This is a genomic window from Epilithonimonas sp. (assembly GCF_032055105.1).
Taxonomy (GTDB): Bacteria; Bacteroidota; Bacteroidia; order Flavobacteriales; family Weeksellaceae; genus Epilithonimonas.
Genome location: NZ_DAMBRK010000001.1, coordinates 157116 through 174999 on the forward strand (window position 1 = coordinate 157116; position 17884 = coordinate 174999).

At 33.5% G+C, this 17884-nt stretch carries 13 protein-coding genes; 9 read left to right on the forward strand and 4 right to left on the reverse strand.

The window, feature by feature from the left end:
- Positions 1–5: 5 nt before the first annotated feature.
- Complete coding sequence (locus RTY06_RS00650; RefSeq protein WP_312822049.1) at positions 6–2786, reverse strand: SusC/RagA family TonB-linked outer membrane protein; 2781 nt, start codon at positions 2784–2786, stop codon at positions 6–8.
- A 661-nt stretch (positions 2787–3447) separates the two neighbouring features.
- Here RTY06_RS00650 and metG point away from each other — a divergent pair.
- The 3 genes from metG (at position 3448) to RTY06_RS00665 (ending at position 7323) form a co-directional block, all read left to right on the forward strand.
- On the forward strand, positions 3448–5481 hold the full coding sequence (gene metG, locus RTY06_RS00655) for a methionine--tRNA ligase (protein ID WP_312822051.1): 2034 nt from the start codon (positions 3448–3450) through the stop codon (positions 5479–5481).
- Positions 5482–5536: 55 nt separating this feature from the next.
- Positions 5537–6223: a hypothetical protein gene (locus RTY06_RS00660; protein ID WP_312822053.1), complete on the forward strand. Its 687-nt coding sequence runs from the start codon at positions 5537–5539 to the stop codon at positions 6221–6223.
- 341 nt (positions 6224–6564) lie between these two features.
- A complete protein-coding gene (locus RTY06_RS00665; protein ID WP_312822055.1) occupies positions 6565–7323 on the forward strand; it encodes a DUF4349 domain-containing protein in 759 nt (252 codons plus the stop codon).
- 38 nt (positions 7324–7361) lie between these two features.
- Here RTY06_RS00665 and RTY06_RS00670 read toward each other — a convergent pair whose 3' ends face one another.
- A complete protein-coding gene (locus RTY06_RS00670) occupies positions 7362–8066 on the reverse strand; it encodes a class I SAM-dependent methyltransferase (RefSeq protein ID WP_312822057.1) in 705 nt (234 codons plus the stop codon).
- 282 nt (positions 8067–8348) lie between these two features.
- On the opposite strand from RTY06_RS00670, the gene RTY06_RS00675 reads away from it, so the two are divergent.
- Both RTY06_RS00675 and RTY06_RS00680 read left to right on the forward strand, forming a co-directional pair.
- The gene (locus RTY06_RS00675) at positions 8349–9491 is read left to right on the forward strand and encodes a VWA domain-containing protein (RefSeq protein WP_312822059.1); all 1143 of its coding nucleotides are present in this window, start codon (positions 8349–8351) and stop codon (positions 9489–9491) included.
- Between the two features lie 57 nt (positions 9492–9548).
- Positions 9549–11003, forward strand: a complete 1455-nt coding sequence (locus tag RTY06_RS00680; protein WP_312822061.1) for a sigma 54-interacting transcriptional regulator — start codon at positions 9549–9551, stop codon at positions 11001–11003.
- A gap of 348 nt (positions 11004–11351) precedes the next feature.
- Here the strand turns inward: RTY06_RS00680 and pheT are convergent, their stop codons facing one another.
- Positions 11352–13751, reverse strand: a complete 2400-nt coding sequence (gene pheT / locus RTY06_RS00685) for a phenylalanine--tRNA ligase subunit beta (RefSeq protein WP_312822063.1) — start codon at positions 13749–13751, stop codon at positions 11352–11354.
- 161 nt (positions 13752–13912) lie between these two features.
- Positions 13913–15043 carry a DNA polymerase III subunit beta gene (dnaN, locus tag RTY06_RS00690; protein WP_312822065.1) on the reverse strand — a complete coding sequence of 377 codons (1131 nt, stop codon included), beginning with the start codon at positions 15041–15043 and terminating at the stop codon, positions 13913–13915.
- Between the two features lie 205 nt (positions 15044–15248).
- Here dnaN and RTY06_RS00695 point away from each other — a divergent pair, with 205 nt between their 5' ends.
- From RTY06_RS00695 to RTY06_RS00710, 4 genes are all read left to right on the forward strand, one after another.
- Positions 15249–15614, forward strand: coding sequence for a diacylglycerol kinase (locus RTY06_RS00695; RefSeq protein WP_312822066.1), 366 nt, complete (start codon positions 15249–15251; stop codon positions 15612–15614).
- A 240-nt stretch (positions 15615–15854) separates the two neighbouring features.
- Complete coding sequence (locus RTY06_RS00700; protein ID WP_312822067.1) at positions 15855–16838, forward strand: D-alanine--D-alanine ligase; 984 nt, start codon at positions 15855–15857, stop codon at positions 16836–16838.
- Positions 16839–16911: 73 nt separating this feature from the next.
- On the forward strand, positions 16912–17373 hold the full coding sequence (coaD, locus tag RTY06_RS00705; protein WP_116031616.1) for a pantetheine-phosphate adenylyltransferase: 462 nt from the start codon (positions 16912–16914) through the stop codon (positions 17371–17373).
- A 132-nt stretch (positions 17374–17505) separates the two neighbouring features.
- Positions 17506–17817 carry a hypothetical protein gene (locus RTY06_RS00710; RefSeq protein ID WP_312822068.1) on the forward strand — a complete coding sequence of 104 codons (312 nt, stop codon included), beginning with the start codon at positions 17506–17508 and terminating at the stop codon, positions 17815–17817.
- Positions 17818–17884 lie beyond the last annotated feature (67 nt).

Here is a 17884-nt window from a genome sequence, read left to right on the forward strand (position 1 = left end):
AATCATTAAAAATTAAAATTAAGACCTAAAGAGTAAATTTTTGGTCTTTGATAAAAACCATTATCGATATTTCCAAAAATTTCTGGATCTACACCAGAATAATCTGTGACTACAAATACATTTTGTGCCATACCGTAAACTCTTAGATTACTCCCTTTTGCAAAAATATCTTTGAATGTATAACCTAAAGTTAAATTATCCATTCTAAGGAAAGAAGCATCTTCTACAAAAATATCACTCCAATATTGTACATTTTTGAAACCATAATTTGCAGCCACGCTTGATATATTTTGGATATAATCATTAGTTGCAATATTTTGCACATTAGACTGAGATGCAAAATTGTTATAAACATAATTACCAATAACAGCTCTCAACGTTGTAGACAAATCCCAATTTTTATATCTAAAATTGGTAGAAAAACCAAATGTTGCATCGGGAGTTGTAGATTTATAAAGGTATTTATCATCGGTATTTATTTTACCATCACCATTTCTATCTACATATACACCTTCTAGAGCCTTCCCATTAGAATCATAGGCTTGTTGATACACATAAAAACTATATGGAGTATATCCTACGGTGTGAGCTTGTACTGTATTAGCTGTACCTCCAGCTATACCTCCTACTTGTATCTTATAACCTTCCGCAACATCATTTAATTTAGTAATCTCAGGATTATAATGAGCAACATTGAAACTAAAATCCCAAGTAAAGTTTTCTTGTTTGATAGCTTTTACATTAATTAGAAACTCTAGCCCGTTGGTTTCCATTTCTCCAACATTCTTTATATTTCTATTGCTGAACTCCCCTGCTGGTACAGAAACATCACCCAACAAATCTTTAGTTTTTTTCTTAAACCAATCAAATGAACCTGTTATTCTATTATTTAAAATACCGAAATCCAATCCCGCATTGATTGTTTCTGTTGTCTCCCAAGTCAAATTTGGATTATATTGGGTAGGACGATACATTAGATAGTATTGCTCTGCAAATCCATATTGTGCAGATTGCTCAGAAATATTGTATGAAGGAAAAGAATTATACCAACGATTGTTATTAGCATCTCCAAGTTCTTGTTGACCAGTTTGTCCCCAACCGCCTCTCAATTTTAAATCAGAAATGAAATTAACATCTTTCAAGAAATTTTCATTTTTAATTTTCCAAGCACCAGATGCAGCTACGAAGGTTCCCCACATATTACCAGTCTCTTCGGTACCATTGTAAAACCTAGATGTACCATCTCTTCTTATAGATCCAGTTAAGATATATTTATCCGCAATAGTAAAAATACCCCTACCATAAAAACCTAATAAGGTTAATTTACCTTCATATCTATTAGTTGGTAATGGCACTCTGTCTGGATTCCCGTAATAAGTTGTTGCAGCCGGCGTAAAAGTTTTGAATTGTTGATAAGAATAACCTGCCATCAAATCTACTTTTGTATCTATCGCCTTTATATCTTTTGTGTAATTAAGATAAGCTTCTAATAACCTATTAGATTTTTCTTGCTCATAATCTCTTCTGGAACTTACATTACCTGTTTCTAACATTTGTGCATAACCTGGATATTCTGTAACTGCACCTGTGCCTTTTTGATAATCGAAACCACCATTGATATTAAAATGCAAATCTGGCAAAAAATGGAATTTATAATCTAATTGCAAATTACCAATACTTCTAAAAACTGTAGAAACATCTCTTCTTCCATATAAAGAAGCTAAAGGGTTTTGTGTTGCGTTTACGTTGATATTATTGGTTCTTGCACCACTAGTATCATATAGGAACCACTCCCAATAATTATTTACAAGATTACCTTGCGCACTATTATCATAAACAGGTTTTGTAGGATCAAAAAATTGCGCTGCAGAAATTACACTTGCAGGAAATCTGTTTTCCGTCATTGATCCTTTTAGATTCGCAGTAACACTTAAATGATTATCAAAAAACTTAGGCGTTAAATTTAATCCAAAAGAAGACCTTCTAAATTCATTAGTTTTCACAATACCATTTTGCTCTGTGTATCCTAAGGATAAACGATAAGGTAATTTTTTAATACCACCAGAGATAGATACATTATTATCTGTTCCCCAAGCTGCTTGATAAATTTTGTCTTGCCAATTAGTATTAGCGGTACCCAACATATCAATATATTTTTGCTGAGTAGCATTATTAATTACATAATTTCTAAATGCATCAGCAGACAAAACATCCATGTTTCCCATTTTTGTAGAAACAGAACTCACTGTAGAGAAATTTACCTTAACCTTACCTGCAGCACCTTTTTTTGTGGTAATCAAAATAACTCCATTTGAAGCTCTGTTACCATAAATTGCAGCAGCTGAAGCATCCTTAAGTACATCAAAAGATTCTATATCATTTGGATTAATTAATGCCAAAGCATTAGACGCACCAGAAAGTCCACCGAAGTCCATTGGAATACCATCAATAACAATCAAAGGATCATTGTTTGCATTAAGAGAAGCACCTCCTCTAATACGGATTGTAGAACCAGAGCCAGGATTTCCACCATTACCTGTAACAGTAACTCCAGGCGCCTTACCTTGGATCAATTGATCCGCAGAAGTAGAGCCCCCGTTAAAATCTTTTGAAGTAATAGAAGCAATAGACCCAGTAAGATCTGTTTTCTTTTGCTTACCATAACCAATCAACACAACTTGCTCAATCTCGGTTTCTTTTTTCACCGTATCGTTTTGTTGTGCATGTAACATTGATCCGAGCAATAGAAACGCAGGAGCAATTTTTAATACATTATAGTTTCTCACAAAAAATAAATTTTTAAGGTTTATATTATTTTCTTATTTGTTTCTAGACAACACTTAATCTAGATTCGCAATTTATAAAAAAAACAACATTGTGTTAAAAAATTTTTAAAAACGGTTAATTTAGTACTATTTTTAACTATAAAAACGCACCCACAAAAACACAATAAACTAATAATCAATAACATAATCAAATGTTAATTTTAGTAACAATTATCAGTTTTAACCTATTTTTGAACATTTTTAACCCCTTTTTCTTCTTCTAAATTAACCAATATTAATCCTATATTAATCAAAAATGAAATAATTTATTTTTTTTCGAATTTTTTAAAAACTCAAAAACCTCAATATTTTCGTGATTTTAACAAAACTAAAAATATTCTACAAAGAGATTAATTTAAATAATTTTATAAACCAATCCAATCAAAACAATTAAAATAAAACAATATTAATTTGATCCAACAATGGATAAACATAGAGTACAGGAAAGACTTAATAAAGTCTAATAGAAATATTACAATTTCGATATTTCGATTTATAAACAAAAACAGAATCTAATACGTCAAGAAAAAACAGCTATTACAACTCTCTATATATATTTAACATCTATCTTATTTTTAAAATGAAAAATCGTAATTTTGCATCTCAAATTTTCAATTAAAAAATGTCAAACAAAAAAATGATTACCGCCGCTTTGCCTTACGCCAACGGACCGGTTCATATAGGGCATTTGGCGGGTGTTTACATTCCGGCTGATGTCTATGCAAGATTCCAGAGAAGAACGGGAAAAGATGTCGCTTTTATTTGCGGTTCGGATGAACACGGGATTCCGATTACCATCAGAGCAAAAAAAGAAGGCGTAACACCGCAGGATATCGTGGACAAATACCACGGGATTATCAAACAATCTTTCTCGGATTTAGGAATCTCTTTTGACGAATACTCTAGAACAACATCCAAAAAACATTATGATGTAAGTCAGGATTTTTTCAAGACACTATATAATAAAGGAAAATTCACGGAAGAAGTTTCAGAACAATATTTTGACGAGCAAGCCAACGAATTCTTGGCAGATAGATACATCGTTGGAACTTGCCCGAATTGCGGTAACGAAAATGCTTACGGTGACCAGTGCGAGAAATGTGGTTCTACCCTTTCTCCATCGGAGCTAATCAATCCAAAATCAATGTTAAGTGGAAATGTTCCTGTTCTAAAGGAAACCAAAAACTGGTATCTTCCATTGAATGAATATGAAGATTTCCTAAACGAATGGATTATCGAAGGTCATAAAGACGACTGGAAAACCAACGTTTACGGACAAGTAAAATCTTGGCTGAATGACGGACTGAAACCTCGTGCAATGACCAGAGATTTGAATTGGGGCGTACCTGTTCCTCTTCCAAATGCAGAAGGAAAAGTACTTTATGTATGGTTTGATGCTCCAATCGGTTACATCTCTTTTACTCAGGAATGGGCAGAAAAAAACGGAAAAGATTGGAAAGATTATTGGCAAAATGAGAATTCTGATTTGATTCATTTCATTGGAAAGGATAATATTGTTTTCCACTGTATTATTTTCCCAAGTATGATGAAGGCTCACGGCGATTATATTATGCCGAAAAATGTTCCTGCTTTCGAATTCCTTAATCTTGAAAATGAAAAAATCTCAACTTCAAGAAATTGGGCGGTTTGGGCACACGAATATGTTGAAGATTTCCCGGGTCAGCAGGATGTCTTGAGATATGCGTTGCTTTCGTCTGCTCCAGAAACTAAGGATAACAATTTTACTTGGAAAGATTTCCAGACCAAAAACAACTCAGAATTGGTAGGAATTTTTGGAAATTTCATCAACAGAGTGGCGGTTTTGATTCACAAATATTACAACGGAATTGTTCCAGAAGGAAACAATAACGCTGAGGAATTGAACGAAATCAAACAAGCAGCAAAAGAAATCGGAACTTTCCTAGATAACTTCGAATTCCGAAATGCTTTATCTGCGTTGATGAATTTGGCAAGATTTGGGAATCAATTTCTTCAGACAGAAGAACCTTGGAAAACGATTAAAGACAATCCTGAAAAAGCTGCAAATTCTCTATTCATTGGAGCGCAGATTGCTGTAGCTTTGGCTCAGTTATCAGAACCGTTTATGCCTTTCAGTTCAGAAAAACTATTGAATATGTTCAATGTTCAAAAATCTGACTGGAACGATGTTGAAACCAAAAATATCCTGATTGAAAGCGGACATCAAATCAATGAAGCCTCTCTTCTTTTCTCAAAAATCGAAGATGACGTGATTGAAGTTCAAATCCAAAAATTAGAAAACACCAAACAAAATAACAAGAAAACAAATCCTAACGCCAATCCTATGAAAGACGAAATTCAATTTGATGATTTTTCTAAAATCGACCTTAGAACTGCTACCATTCTTGAAGCTGAAAAAGTAGAGAAAGCAGACAAATTATTGAAGTTCAAAGTAGATACAGGCGTTGATATCAGAACGGTTGTTTCCGGTGTTGCAGAAAGCTTTTCTCCGGAAGAATTGATTGGAAAACAAGTAATGATTTTATTAAATCTTGCGCCAAGAAAAATCCGTGGAATAGAATCTCAAGGAATGTTTTTATTAACCACAAAACCAGACGGAAAATTATCTTTCGTAACACCTGACGAAACGGTGGAAAACGGAATCGAGATTGGATAATTTTTAATTTCAAATATACAAATGGGCATTTTTTAGTGCCCATTTTTCTTACACAATGGTTAATAGAAACGTCTTAAAAAAGCTCTCCGGTAACGAGCTTGAAAAATATCTGAAAGAAGATAACCGCTTTGTTCCCCAAGCAGTCCAAATTGCTTTTGAAATACTAGAAGAAAGAGGCAAACACTTTTCTGATGCAGACAAACTTCGTATTCAAAAAATTATTATAAAGAAAAAAGACACTGAAGAACAGAAAAAGATTAAAGAACAAGAAGTCTGGAAAGATTACATTACAGAAGACCCGAACGCTATACGACTATTTCCACGAGAATTAATTGTTATTATCGCTGTATTGTTAGGAACAATCCCAGGAAGTATTCTTTTAGGTCTCAATTTCATTAAATTAAAGAAATATTTTCCAGCTTTACTTACTTTTATTTTTGGATTTTCATTCTTGTTATTACAAAACTTGATTGTTCCATTTTTGTATGATTCGAATTCCAGAAACTTTTATACCTACAAAAAAAGTCCAGAATTCTTTGTTTCCGCAGTCGGAGCATTAGTTCTATTTTTACTCTGGGTTGCCTTTGTACCAAAAAAGCTACCCTACAGAGCAGCTTCCTATATAATTCCTTTGGTGATTTCTTTGGGAATGATTGCTTTGATAATAATCAATCCTAATGGATGGTTTTCAACTAATTTTCTACTCAGTTTTGGGAGAAATTTGAAATTCATATTTTCTTAAAATGACAACTTCTAGATGTTTATATATTTATTAATGAGAATTACCAGACAAGAATATTATTGACACAAAACCAGATGGAAAATTATCTTTCGTAACACCTGATGAAACGGTGGAAAACGGAATCGAGATTGGATAAAAATTGAAATAACCTTATCAATAAAAAATCTTTTAGAAATTATCTAAAAGATTTTTTTTGTGCATAATTTTTGATACTACTTAAAAAAAATTCAACCTATTTATGAGAAAAATTATATTTTCTATTTCTTTTCGCAACAATTCTTTCTTGTGGAAAGCAAAATAACAACTACGAAGCAATATCAGTAGATGCAGCTTTAACAAATGTGATAAGTGAAAAAAGTGAAGCAGAGATAGCACTTCCTAATCCTCCAAATTCAATTCAAGAAAAAGAACCTTCCAATGATTCTCAAAAAATTGCTCAGAAAATAATCAAGAGTGGCAGAATAGAAATTGAAGTTGGCGATATCAACAAAGCTCAAAAAATCATTATCGATAATCTCAAAAAATTAAATGCTTACAAACAAGCCGAATTTTTCAGCAATAGCGAAGAACAAGAAATGTTGAAAATGACTATCAGAGTTCCTAATGAGAATTTTGATAATCTTTTGCAATCAATGGATGAAGGACTTGGAAATGTCATTTCAAAAAACGTAGGCACCGATGATGTTACAGAAGAATACACGGATGTTTCCATAAGACTAGAGAACAAGTTAACCTATCTTGAAAAATATAGAGACCTTCTAAAAAAAAGTACTAACACAAAGGATATTTTAGAAATTCAGGAGAATATCCGTAATCTGGAAGAGGAAATAGAATCATCAAAAGGCAGACTAAAATTCATAGATGACAAGGTAAAATACAGCACAATCGAATTAACTTTAATCAAAAACAAGCCGAGAAATTCTGTCACCTCTAAAATAGGTTTTGGAAGCCAGTTTGTAGATTCGGTGGCAGAAGGTTGGAACAATTTTGTTGGTTTCATTTTAGGATTGATATCTTATTGGCCATTCTTATTAATCATCCCGATTCTAATAATATTATTCAGAAAATGGAGAAATCGAAAAAGAAAATCTAAAGACTAAAATAAAAACCTCGGAGTTAATTTCTCCGAGGTTTTTTATTATTTCTTGGTCAATATCGCCAGATAAGCATCTTCATCCTGAAGAACTTTTTCAATTTTAAAACCATTATTTTCAGCCGCATTTTTCAAAGTCTCAAAATCAAGATATAACCATTTTATTGGTTCTTCAGATTCGCCTTTATAATGAACAATATAATCTAGTTCGCCATAATAACCGTCCGCAGGAATATAAAAACCACCATCTTCATCTTCGTCAAACATATAGAGAATATCGGTGCTATCAATTAAGATTTGTCCTTTTGAGCTCAATAACGAATAAAGTTTTTTAAGATAAATATCAATAACATTCAAACTTTGGAAAATCCCTGTTCCATTCATTAATAATAGAATCGTGTCAAAATTGCCTTCTGAAAAATGTAACATATTTTCCGTAATTGCATTCCTGATTCCTCTAAGTTTACAAACTTCAATTGATTTTGGTGAAATATCCAATGCTGTAACCTCGAGTTTTTTTTCATTCTGAAGATAAAGAGAATGCGAACCTGCTCCTGCTCCAATATCCAAAACTTTTCCGTTGGCTAATTTTAAAGCTTTTTGTTCGATTTTATTCATCTCATCAAAATCTCGAAAAAGATAATCCACTGGAAGTTCATCCAGTTCAGAAATCGAAGTTTCAGTCTGCAAATCTTCAGGATTATCGTTGTAATAATAATCCCAGATTGCGCGTCCCATTAGGTCTTTCATAGCGGTAAATCTTTTGCAAAGATAAAATTTTAGTTTCGTAGTTTTAAGTTAAACATAAAGGCACAAAATATTTTTTTTCGATTCGTTTTTAAGGCACAAAAGTTTTCAACTTTAAGAAAGTTGAAAACTTTTGTGCCTTAAAAGAATTATTGAGTAAAATTAAAACCTTGTGTCTTTGTGTTTAATGTATAAGTTTATCATTGTCATTACTTTTTTCTATTTCCTTAAGGTTCAGATTTTGCTAATAATGCCTAAATTGTATCTCAAATTTGAAATCAATCTATGACAGATAAAAATAAAAACTTCCAGACGGGATTCACTTTCAGTAAGCATATTCCGGAAGAGGTTTCACATTTTGACAGAGTATTTGGAATTTTCAAAGACTTGCTCATCCACACTTCGGGAGATTTGGACGAGGCTTTTGATTGGCTGGATATGTTGGATAAAGAATACGACATCTTCAATGAAGAATATGGTTTAGATGACTTTATCGAAGACCTTAAAAAACGAGGTTACATCATGGAAGAAATCAAACCAGAAGATGGGAATACTGGTTCTGGAAATGGTAAAAATATCCTGACAGCAAAACTGGAAGCTGCTTTGCGGGATTATGCATTGGACCAAATCTTTGGAAAGTTGAGAAAAAGCGGCGTTGGAAATCACAGAACCAACAAAAGCGGTGTGGGAGATGAAAAAGATGGTGAAAACCGAAATTTCCAATTTGGTGATGACTTAGCAACCGTCAATCTAACGGAAAGCATCAAAAACGCACAAATCAACAATGGAATTTCGGATTTGAGGTTAACAGAAAATGACCTCATCGTAGAAGAAACCAAACATAAAGCGCAGATGAGCACGGTTTTAATGATTGACATCAGCCACTCGATGATTTTGTACGGCGAAGACCGAATCACGCCTGCCAAAAAAGTAGCGATGGCTTTGGTGGAACTCATCAAAAGAAAATATCCGAAAGATTCCATTGATATTATTGTTTTTGGGAACGATGCGTGGCCAATCCAGATTAAAGATTTACCTTATCTGCAAGTTGGACCTTATCATACTAATACGGTTGCAGGATTAGAATTAGCAATGGATATTCTCCGAAGAAAAAGAAATACGAACAAGCAAATCTTTATGATTACCGATGGAAAACCAAGTTGCCTAAAACTTCCAACCGGCGAATATTATATGAACAGCGTTGGATTGGATGAAAAAATAGTCTCCGAATGTCTCAACAGAGCGGCACAAGCCAGAAAACTCAAAATCCCAATCACGACTTTTATGATTGCACAAGACCCATACCTGAGACAATTTGTGAAAGCCTTCACCGCTCAAAACAAAGGAAAAGCTTTCTTAACCGGACTTTCTGGTTTGGGACAAATGATATTTGAAGATTACGAGAAAAACAGAATTAAAAGGATTTAGACTTTAAGATTATAGACTAATAGATAAAAGACAATCAATAAAATTATCATTTATAAAATGAAGAACGATACAACATTCAAAGAATTAAAAAAATCGGGATATACAGATAAAACAATCAATCAGGAAATCCAAGCGAACCTGATTGCAAAAATCAAAGCTAAAGAACCAGTTTTCGAAGGACTTTGGGGTTACGAAGACACCGTGATTCCACAATTAAAAAAAGCAATCTTGGCAGGACATCACATCAATCTTTTAGGTTTGCGTGGACAGGCAAAAACCAGAATCGCCAGAAATATGGTCAATCTTTTGGACGAATATATGCCGATTGTGAAAGGTTCGGAAATCAATGACAGTCCATTTCAGCCGATTTCTAAATTTGCTAGAGATTTGATTACTGAATTAGGAGATGAAACACCAATTTCTTGGGTTCATCGTTCAGAAAGATTTTTTGAAAAACTGGCAACTCCAGACGTGAATGTTGCAGATTTGATTGGAGATATCGACCCAATCAAAGCAGCAACTTTGAAATTACCATATTCTGACGAGCGTGTTTTGCACTATGGAATGATTCCAAGAGCGAACCGTTCTATTTTCGTTCTGAATGAATTACCAGATTTGCAGGCGAGAATTCAGGTTTCTTTGTTTAATATTTTGCAGGAAGGTGATGTTCAAATCCGAGGTTTCCAGTTGAGAATGCCTTTGGATATTCAGTTTGTGTTTACTGCGAATCCTGAAGATTATACCAACAGAGGAAGTATCGTAACGCCTTTAAAAGATAGAATTGGTTCTCAGATTTTTACACATTATCCAAAAACAATCGCGTTGGCGAAACAAATCACGGAACAAGAAGCTTTGATTTCTGAAGATGATAAAGCTACAATCAAAGTTCCAGATTTGGCAAGAAATCTTTTGGAAGAAGTGGCTTTTGCCGCCAGAGAAAGTGAATATGTTGATGCGAAAAGTGGCGTGAGTGCAAGATTGACAATCAGTGCAATGGAAAATCTTATTGCAGCTGCAAAATTGAGACTTTTGGAATCTGATTCGGATAAAACCCAAGTTCGTTTGTTGGATTTTATGTCGATTATTCCGTCTATTACCGGTAAAATAGAGTTGGTTTATGAGGGTGAACAGGAAGGTGCTGATTATGTTGCAAAAATCTTGATTGATGATGCTATTATGGTTCAGTTTGAAAGTCTTTTCCCAAGAATTTCTAAATTAGAAAAAGAAGGTCTGAAAACACCTTACACCGATATCATCCAATGGTTCAACAACAATCATCTGGAACTGAACTATTCTGATACAGATAAAGAATTTTATAAGAAATTAGACAGCATAAAACCTCTAACGACTTTAATTGAAGAAAACGTTTCTGAATTAGACGATAACGATAAAAACTTTTGCAAAGAATTGGTTCTTTGGGCTTTGACAATCAGTAAAAAATTGGACAAGTCTGAGAATGCTTCTAATTTCAATTTTGAATCAGCTGGGATTGGACACTTTTTTAGAAAATAATTTGGTCAATTTTTAACCAAAAAAACCTCAGAAAAATTTCTGAGATTTTTTATTTTATAGCCCATAGTAGAGTCGTCCCCTTTTGCCAATGCAGTGAAAACATCTAAGAATTACTTCTCTTCGTTTGCAATGACAAAAAGATATAGCGGATAGCGGGATTAAGCTCCTAAAAATTTGACTCATTTACTTAAATCTTGTTTTAATTTATAAGGAGTTTTATTTTTTATATATGTTCGAGAGCCTAAGACTGACAATGCTAGGAAGCTTCGAGAACCTCAGACTGAAAAAGAGAAACGCTTTCAGAGATTTGAAACTCTGAAAGCGTTTTGTATGGGAAATCCTCTTAATTTATCTCAACTCCGCATTGAATTCTTTTGCGAAAGATTTGATAAGAGAGTTCATTACTTCTGTGATGTCTTTGTCTTCTAAGGTTTTTTCTTCGTTTAGAAGTTCAAAACTTAATGCATAAGATTTTTTGCCTTCCGGAAGGTTTTTCCCTTCGTAAACATCAAATAAATTCACTTGTTTCAAGAAAGGAGATTTGTTGGATTTTGCCAACTCATACAATTCTGCATAAGTAATCTTCTTGTCAACCAACAAAGCCAAATCTCGTCTGATTTTGTTGAATTTCGGAATATCGATGAACTTCAAATTTTCTTTTGTTCTAAGTGTTTGGCAAGTCTCTAACTCTATTTCAGCATAGAAAACTTCTTGGCTGATATCGAAATCTTTCAACATTTGAGGCGCTACTTTTCCAATTCTTGCAACAGTTTTTCCTTCAGATTTGATTTCCAAAGCATCAGAAAAACGCTCGTCCACCAATGCTGATTCTTGTAAATCTAGATTCAGTTTTTCCAAAAGAACTTTGACGTAAGATTTCAGATAATAAAAATCTGTTGCGCTTTTTGGTTGAAGCCAGTTTTCCGCAACTTCTCTTCCTGAAGTCAAAATCGCTAATTGCTTTCTTTCTTCGTATTTTTCTTTTTTATGATAAATTTTCCCTAATTCGAAAAACTTGATGTCAGAAGATTTTCTGTTGATATTGTAAATCGCATTTTCCAAAAGTCCTTCTAGCAAAGACTTTCTCATAAATGCTAAATCATTACTCAAAGGATTCAGCAATTTCACAGCGTTGGTTTCGTCTTTTTCAGAGCGAAGTGAATTGTTCATCACTTCATTAAAACCGTTGGATTGCAAGGTTCTTGCCCAAGAATTTTCTAAAGCATCTTGGTCATCAAAACTCAATTTCACGGGTGTGAAAGAGATTTTCTTCGGTGCATCGATTTTGTTGTAACCGTAGATTCTCAATACTTCTTCAATCACATCGATTTCTCTTGTAACATCTGCTCTGTAAACAGGAACAGACAATTCTAAACCGTTTTGAATCTCATTAAGAATCTGAATATCAAGAGATTTAAGAATTTCTTTAATTTTTTCTCTGTGAATTTTAGTCCCCAAAATCTGGTCTAATTGAGAATATCTGAAAACCACATAATGGTCTTTGATTTTCTCTGGATAATGTTCCAAAATCTCTCCAACCAACTTCCCGCCAGCCAATTCCTGAATCAGATTAATCGCGTGTGTCAAAGCTGTTCTTGCATTGTTAGGGTCAACACCTCTTTCGAAACGGAAAGATGCATCGGTATTCAAACCGTGAGATTTAGAAGCTTTTCTGATTGCAACCGGATTGAAATAAGCACTTTCTAAGAAAATCGTTTTCGTTTCAGACGAAACACCACTCTCACTTCCACCGAAAACTCCGGCAATGCAAAGTGGATTATCTTTACCGTCTTTGATGATAATTTCGGAACCGTTCAAAGTTCTCTCAACTTGATCCAAAGTTTTGAATTTGGTTCCTGCTTCTACAGTTCCAACTTTCACTGTTTTATCTGCAATTTTATCCGCATCAAAAGCGTGAAGCGGTTGCCCAAGCCCGTGAAGAATATAATTGGTAATATCTACAACATTATTAATTGGCGAAAGTCCGATTGCTTTCAATCTATCTTTCAACCAATCCGGAGAAGCTTTGATTTCTATGTTTTCCAAAACTGCGCCCAAATATCTTGGCGTCAATTCAGAATCCTCAACTTCTAATTTGAAATCGTGAGAACCTTCAATTTCTAAAGAATCTGATTTAATTTTATTGAAATCTGATTTGAAATTATTGGAAGATAGATAAGCTTGCAGATCTCTTGCAACGCCATAATGTGACATCGCATCGGTTCTGTTTGGCGTTAATCCGATTTCGTAAACCTCATCATTTGTCAATTCAAAATAATCAGAGAAAGGTTTCCCCACTTCATATTTAGTATCATCCAAAACCATAATTCCCGCGTGGTCATCGCTCAAACCTAATTCATCTTCGGCACAAATCATTCCTTCAGAAACTTCGCCTCGGATTTTAGCCTTTTTGATTTCGAAAGAACTTCCATCTTTTGCGTAGATTTTTGTTCCAACGACAGCAACAGGAACAGTTTGTCCGGAAGCAACATTAGGAGCGCCACAAACGATTTCCAAAACTTTTCCGTTTCCAACATCCACTGTTGTTTTGCTTAGTTTATCGGCATTCGGGTGTTTTTCGCAAGTCAAAACTTTACCTACAACAATCCCTTCCAGACTTCCTTTTATGCTTTCGAATTTATCAACACCTTCTACCTCCAAACCGATATCGGTAAGATAAGCACTGATTTTTTCAGAGTTAAGGTCAGTTTTGATATAATCTTTAAGCCAATTATTAGAAATTTTCATTCTTTTTTATATTTGAATTTTTTGAACACAAAGTGCGCAAAGATTTTTTTTAATTAAACTGCTTTTAAGTTCACAAAGGCGTAAAATCATAATCAGTTTTTAAACTAAAATTTGAGACCTGAATTTCAAATCTCAAATTTTAAATATGATTAATTTTAAAATTATAAACCTATTACAGGCATTGACAGCATCAAGATACTTTCGTTGTCTTCAAGTCCATCAACTGGTTCTACAATTCCTGGTCTGTTTGGCTGAGACATTTTCATTGTAATATCATCAGAAGCCAAAACGGATAACATCTCTGTCAAGAATTTTGAACTGAAACCAATATTGATATCATCGCCATTATAATCACAAGGAATCTGCATATCCGCTTTGTTTGCGTACTCTGTATCTTCTGCGTGAAGGTGAAGAACATTGCCTGACAATTTGAATCTTACTTGATTTGTAGATTTGTTTGACATAATAGACGCTCTTCTGATAGAACTCAAAAGCAAACTTCTGTTGATTGTCAAAATGTTTGGATTTTCTTTCGGGATTACAGCGTTGTAATTTGGATATTTCCCATCAATTAAACGACAAATCCAGATGTTATTTCCGAATGTGAATTTCGCCATATTATCACTGAATTCAATCACAACATCTTCGTTGGAATTGTTCAGGATATTTTTGAAAATTGACAAAGGTTTCTTTGGCATAATGAATTCCAAAGCTTCAGAATGCGTGATATCTGTTCTTTTGTAAACCACCAATCTGTGAGAATCTGTGGAAACAAAATTAGTTTCATCTTCTTTGAATTGGAATAAAACACCAGTCATCACAGGACGAAGAGAATCATTACTTGTAGCAAACAAAGTGTTCGCCAAAGCTTCTGCCAAAACCCCTCCACCGATTGTTACTTTCTGAGATGCATCAAATTCCGGCAACTCAGGATAATCATCCGCATTGTCCAAAGCTACTGCAAAGTTGTCTTTCTCATCCAAAATTTCCAAAACGCTTCCGTTTCCGTCTTCGGAATCTTTAACCGCTAAAGTCAAAGGCTGTTCTCCGTAAGTTTTCAAGAAATCCTGAAAAATCTTACCTGGAACTGCTAATTTTCCCTTGTCATCAGACTTCACTTCAAGAGAAGTAATCAAAGTCGTTTCACCGTCAGAAGCCGTAACTGTCAATAAGTTCTCGTCTAACTCGAAAAGAAAATTCTCCAAAATTGGTCTGGATTGTGAACCTGAAATCACGCCACTCACCGTCTGTAAAGCTTTTTGCAAATCGCCACTGGCAACAATAAATCTCATAAACTGTATTTATTTCAATTCCACAAATATAATGATTTCGGTTCGATTGTAAAAGTTGATTTTATTTAGTTATTAACAATTTTTGAATTGGAGTAAAATAAGTTTGAATAACTTTGTGAAAATTTGATAATTGCTGAATTTTTAAACGCAAAATTCTCCAAGAATTTAAGAACAAAATCTGAAATTTAATCTTACAAAATCAAGAATGAAAAAACCTCCATTTTATAAAAGTGTACAATTCACCATCAAAGGATTGATATGGATCTTGCGAAACGAGCGCAATTTTCAAATCGAAGTTTTTGGTTTGATGATTAATCTTTTTTTGATTGTTTTTTTTGGACTTAACCCTTTTGAAACTTGCATGATTCTTATTACAAGTTTTGTTGTTTTAATTACAGAATCCGTTAATACTTGTATCGAAAAAATCTGTGATTATATACAATCTGAATTTGACCAAAGAATTGGAATCATCAAGGATTTGTCTGGCGGCGCGGTTCTGCTTTCTGTTATTGTTTCAATTGGTGTTGGCGCTTTGATTTATTGGCCGTATTTGAAATTATTCTTTTATTGATATTAACTTCTTTAACATAAAGACACAATGTTTTTCTTTTAAGATTGAAATGTTTTAAGGCACTATAAAATCTTTGATTTTCTAAAACTTTGTGCCTTAAATACAACTACATTTTTCATAGTCTTTTGCGCCTTCGTGTTTTTTGATTTTTACAATTCATTTCGCATCTTTAAATTTTGATAGATTTAATCATAGATTTTTTCATAAAATCTTTACATTTGTTTTTAAGAAAAATTTGAAATGAGCAAAAAAAATGTAGCCGTAGTAATGGGCGGTTATTCTGATGAATACAAAGTTTCTTTAAAAAGCGGACAATTGATTTTTGATTCACTTGACCGTGAACTTTATGATGTTTATAAAGTGGTTATTTTAAAAGATGAATGGTATTTATTAGACGAGAACGACAGAAAAAAATTCATTAATAAAGCAGATTTTTCCGTCAACATCGGTGATGGAGACATTCTTAACTTTGATGTTTGTTTCAACACCATCCACGGCACACCCGGCGAAAACGGAATTATGCAAGCTTATTGGGATGCTATTGGTCAAAAATATACCGGCTGTGATTTCTATCAAAGTGCATTAACTTTCAACAAAAAAGACACATTAGCTGTTCTATCAAAATACGGAATTCCTTCTGCAAAAAGTATTTATCTAAGAAGAGGTGAAGCCATTTCTGATGAAGAAATCGTAGAAAAATTAGGACTTCCTGTTTTTGTAAAACCCAACCAAAGCGGTTCTTCTCTCGGAATTTCTAAAGTCAAAGATAAAAGCGAACTGCAAACAGCATTTGAAATTGCTTATAAAGAAGATGACGAAATCCTAATTGAAAGTGCTCTGGTTGGAATGGAAGTTTCCGTTGGTGTCTTGGATTATCAAGGCGAAGTGATTGTTTTGGGAATTACGGAAATCGTTCCAGATAAAGAATTCTTTGATTACGAAGCCAAATACGAAGGTGCTTCTCAGGAGATAACACCTGCAAGAATTGATGAAGAGACCATAAAAAAAGTTGAAGAAATCTCTATTAAAGCCTACAAATCGCTTGGAATGAGTGGTTTTTCCCGTTCAGAATTCATTATCGTTGACGGAATTCCGCACTTATTGGAAATGAATACCAACCCCGGGTTTTCACCGGCAAGTATTCTTCCTCAACAGGCAAAAATCTATGGAATCTCTATCAAAGACCTTTGCGGAAACGAGGTAGAAAAGGCACTTAACAAATAATTATAAATGATAAATTTTAGATTTTAAATTATTTGAAAAATCTAAAATTCATAATCTAAAATTTAAAATTTCTATGAAAATTGCTGTTTTTCCCGGGTCATTTGACCCAATTACACTTGGCCATTATGATATTGTAGAACGTGCTGTTCCACTATTTGACAAAATCATTATAGCCATCGGAAAGAATTCTCAGAAAAAATACATGTTCTCCTTGGAACAACGAAAAGAGTTTATCAGAAAAACGTTTGAAAAATTCCCGAATGTTGAAGTTGATGATTTTGAAGGCTTAACAATTGATTATTGTAAAAGCAAAGATGTGAATTTTATTCTGAGAGGACTTAGAAATCCAGCTGATTTTGAATTCGAAAAGTCGATTGCGCAAACCAACAGAGCTTTAACCAGAGAAAATACGGTTGAAACTATTTTCCTTTTGACTTCTTCTGGGAAATCTTATATCAGCAGTAGCATTGTGAGAGAAATCATTTCTTATGGTGGGAATTATGAGATAATGGTTCCAGATGCCGTAAGAGTTTAGAAATTATAAATTCATTTGAAGTAACAATATAAATCACCTCTATTTGTAGGTGATTTTTTTTTGATATTTAGAAAAAAACTAAACGATAAACACTGTTGTACATTCGAGAAATTAACCTAAAAATTTCAACAAATGAATTACCATTTTTTAATGACTTACAAAACAGACAAAATGTTTGAAGTCGCAATCCAACAAGATGATTATTTTGGAATCATAGGAGAATACACAATAATAACAGATGAATCAAATAAAAAAAATATTAAAAAACTTCCTTGGAGTTTTTTGAACCCAACAAGATGTGTGGAGTTTGGATTACCTGAAAAACTAATCTTCTTATTAGACTTTTACATCAAAAGCTATTGTGAAAAAATATTAGATTTACCTTCAAGAGAAAATCATCAATTCAAAAACCTAGATTTTCACATTACAAAAACGAATAAATAGACAACATTATCAAACAAAAAAAACCGCCTAAATTAGGCGGTTTTAAGTGGTTTCTCCAGGGATCGAA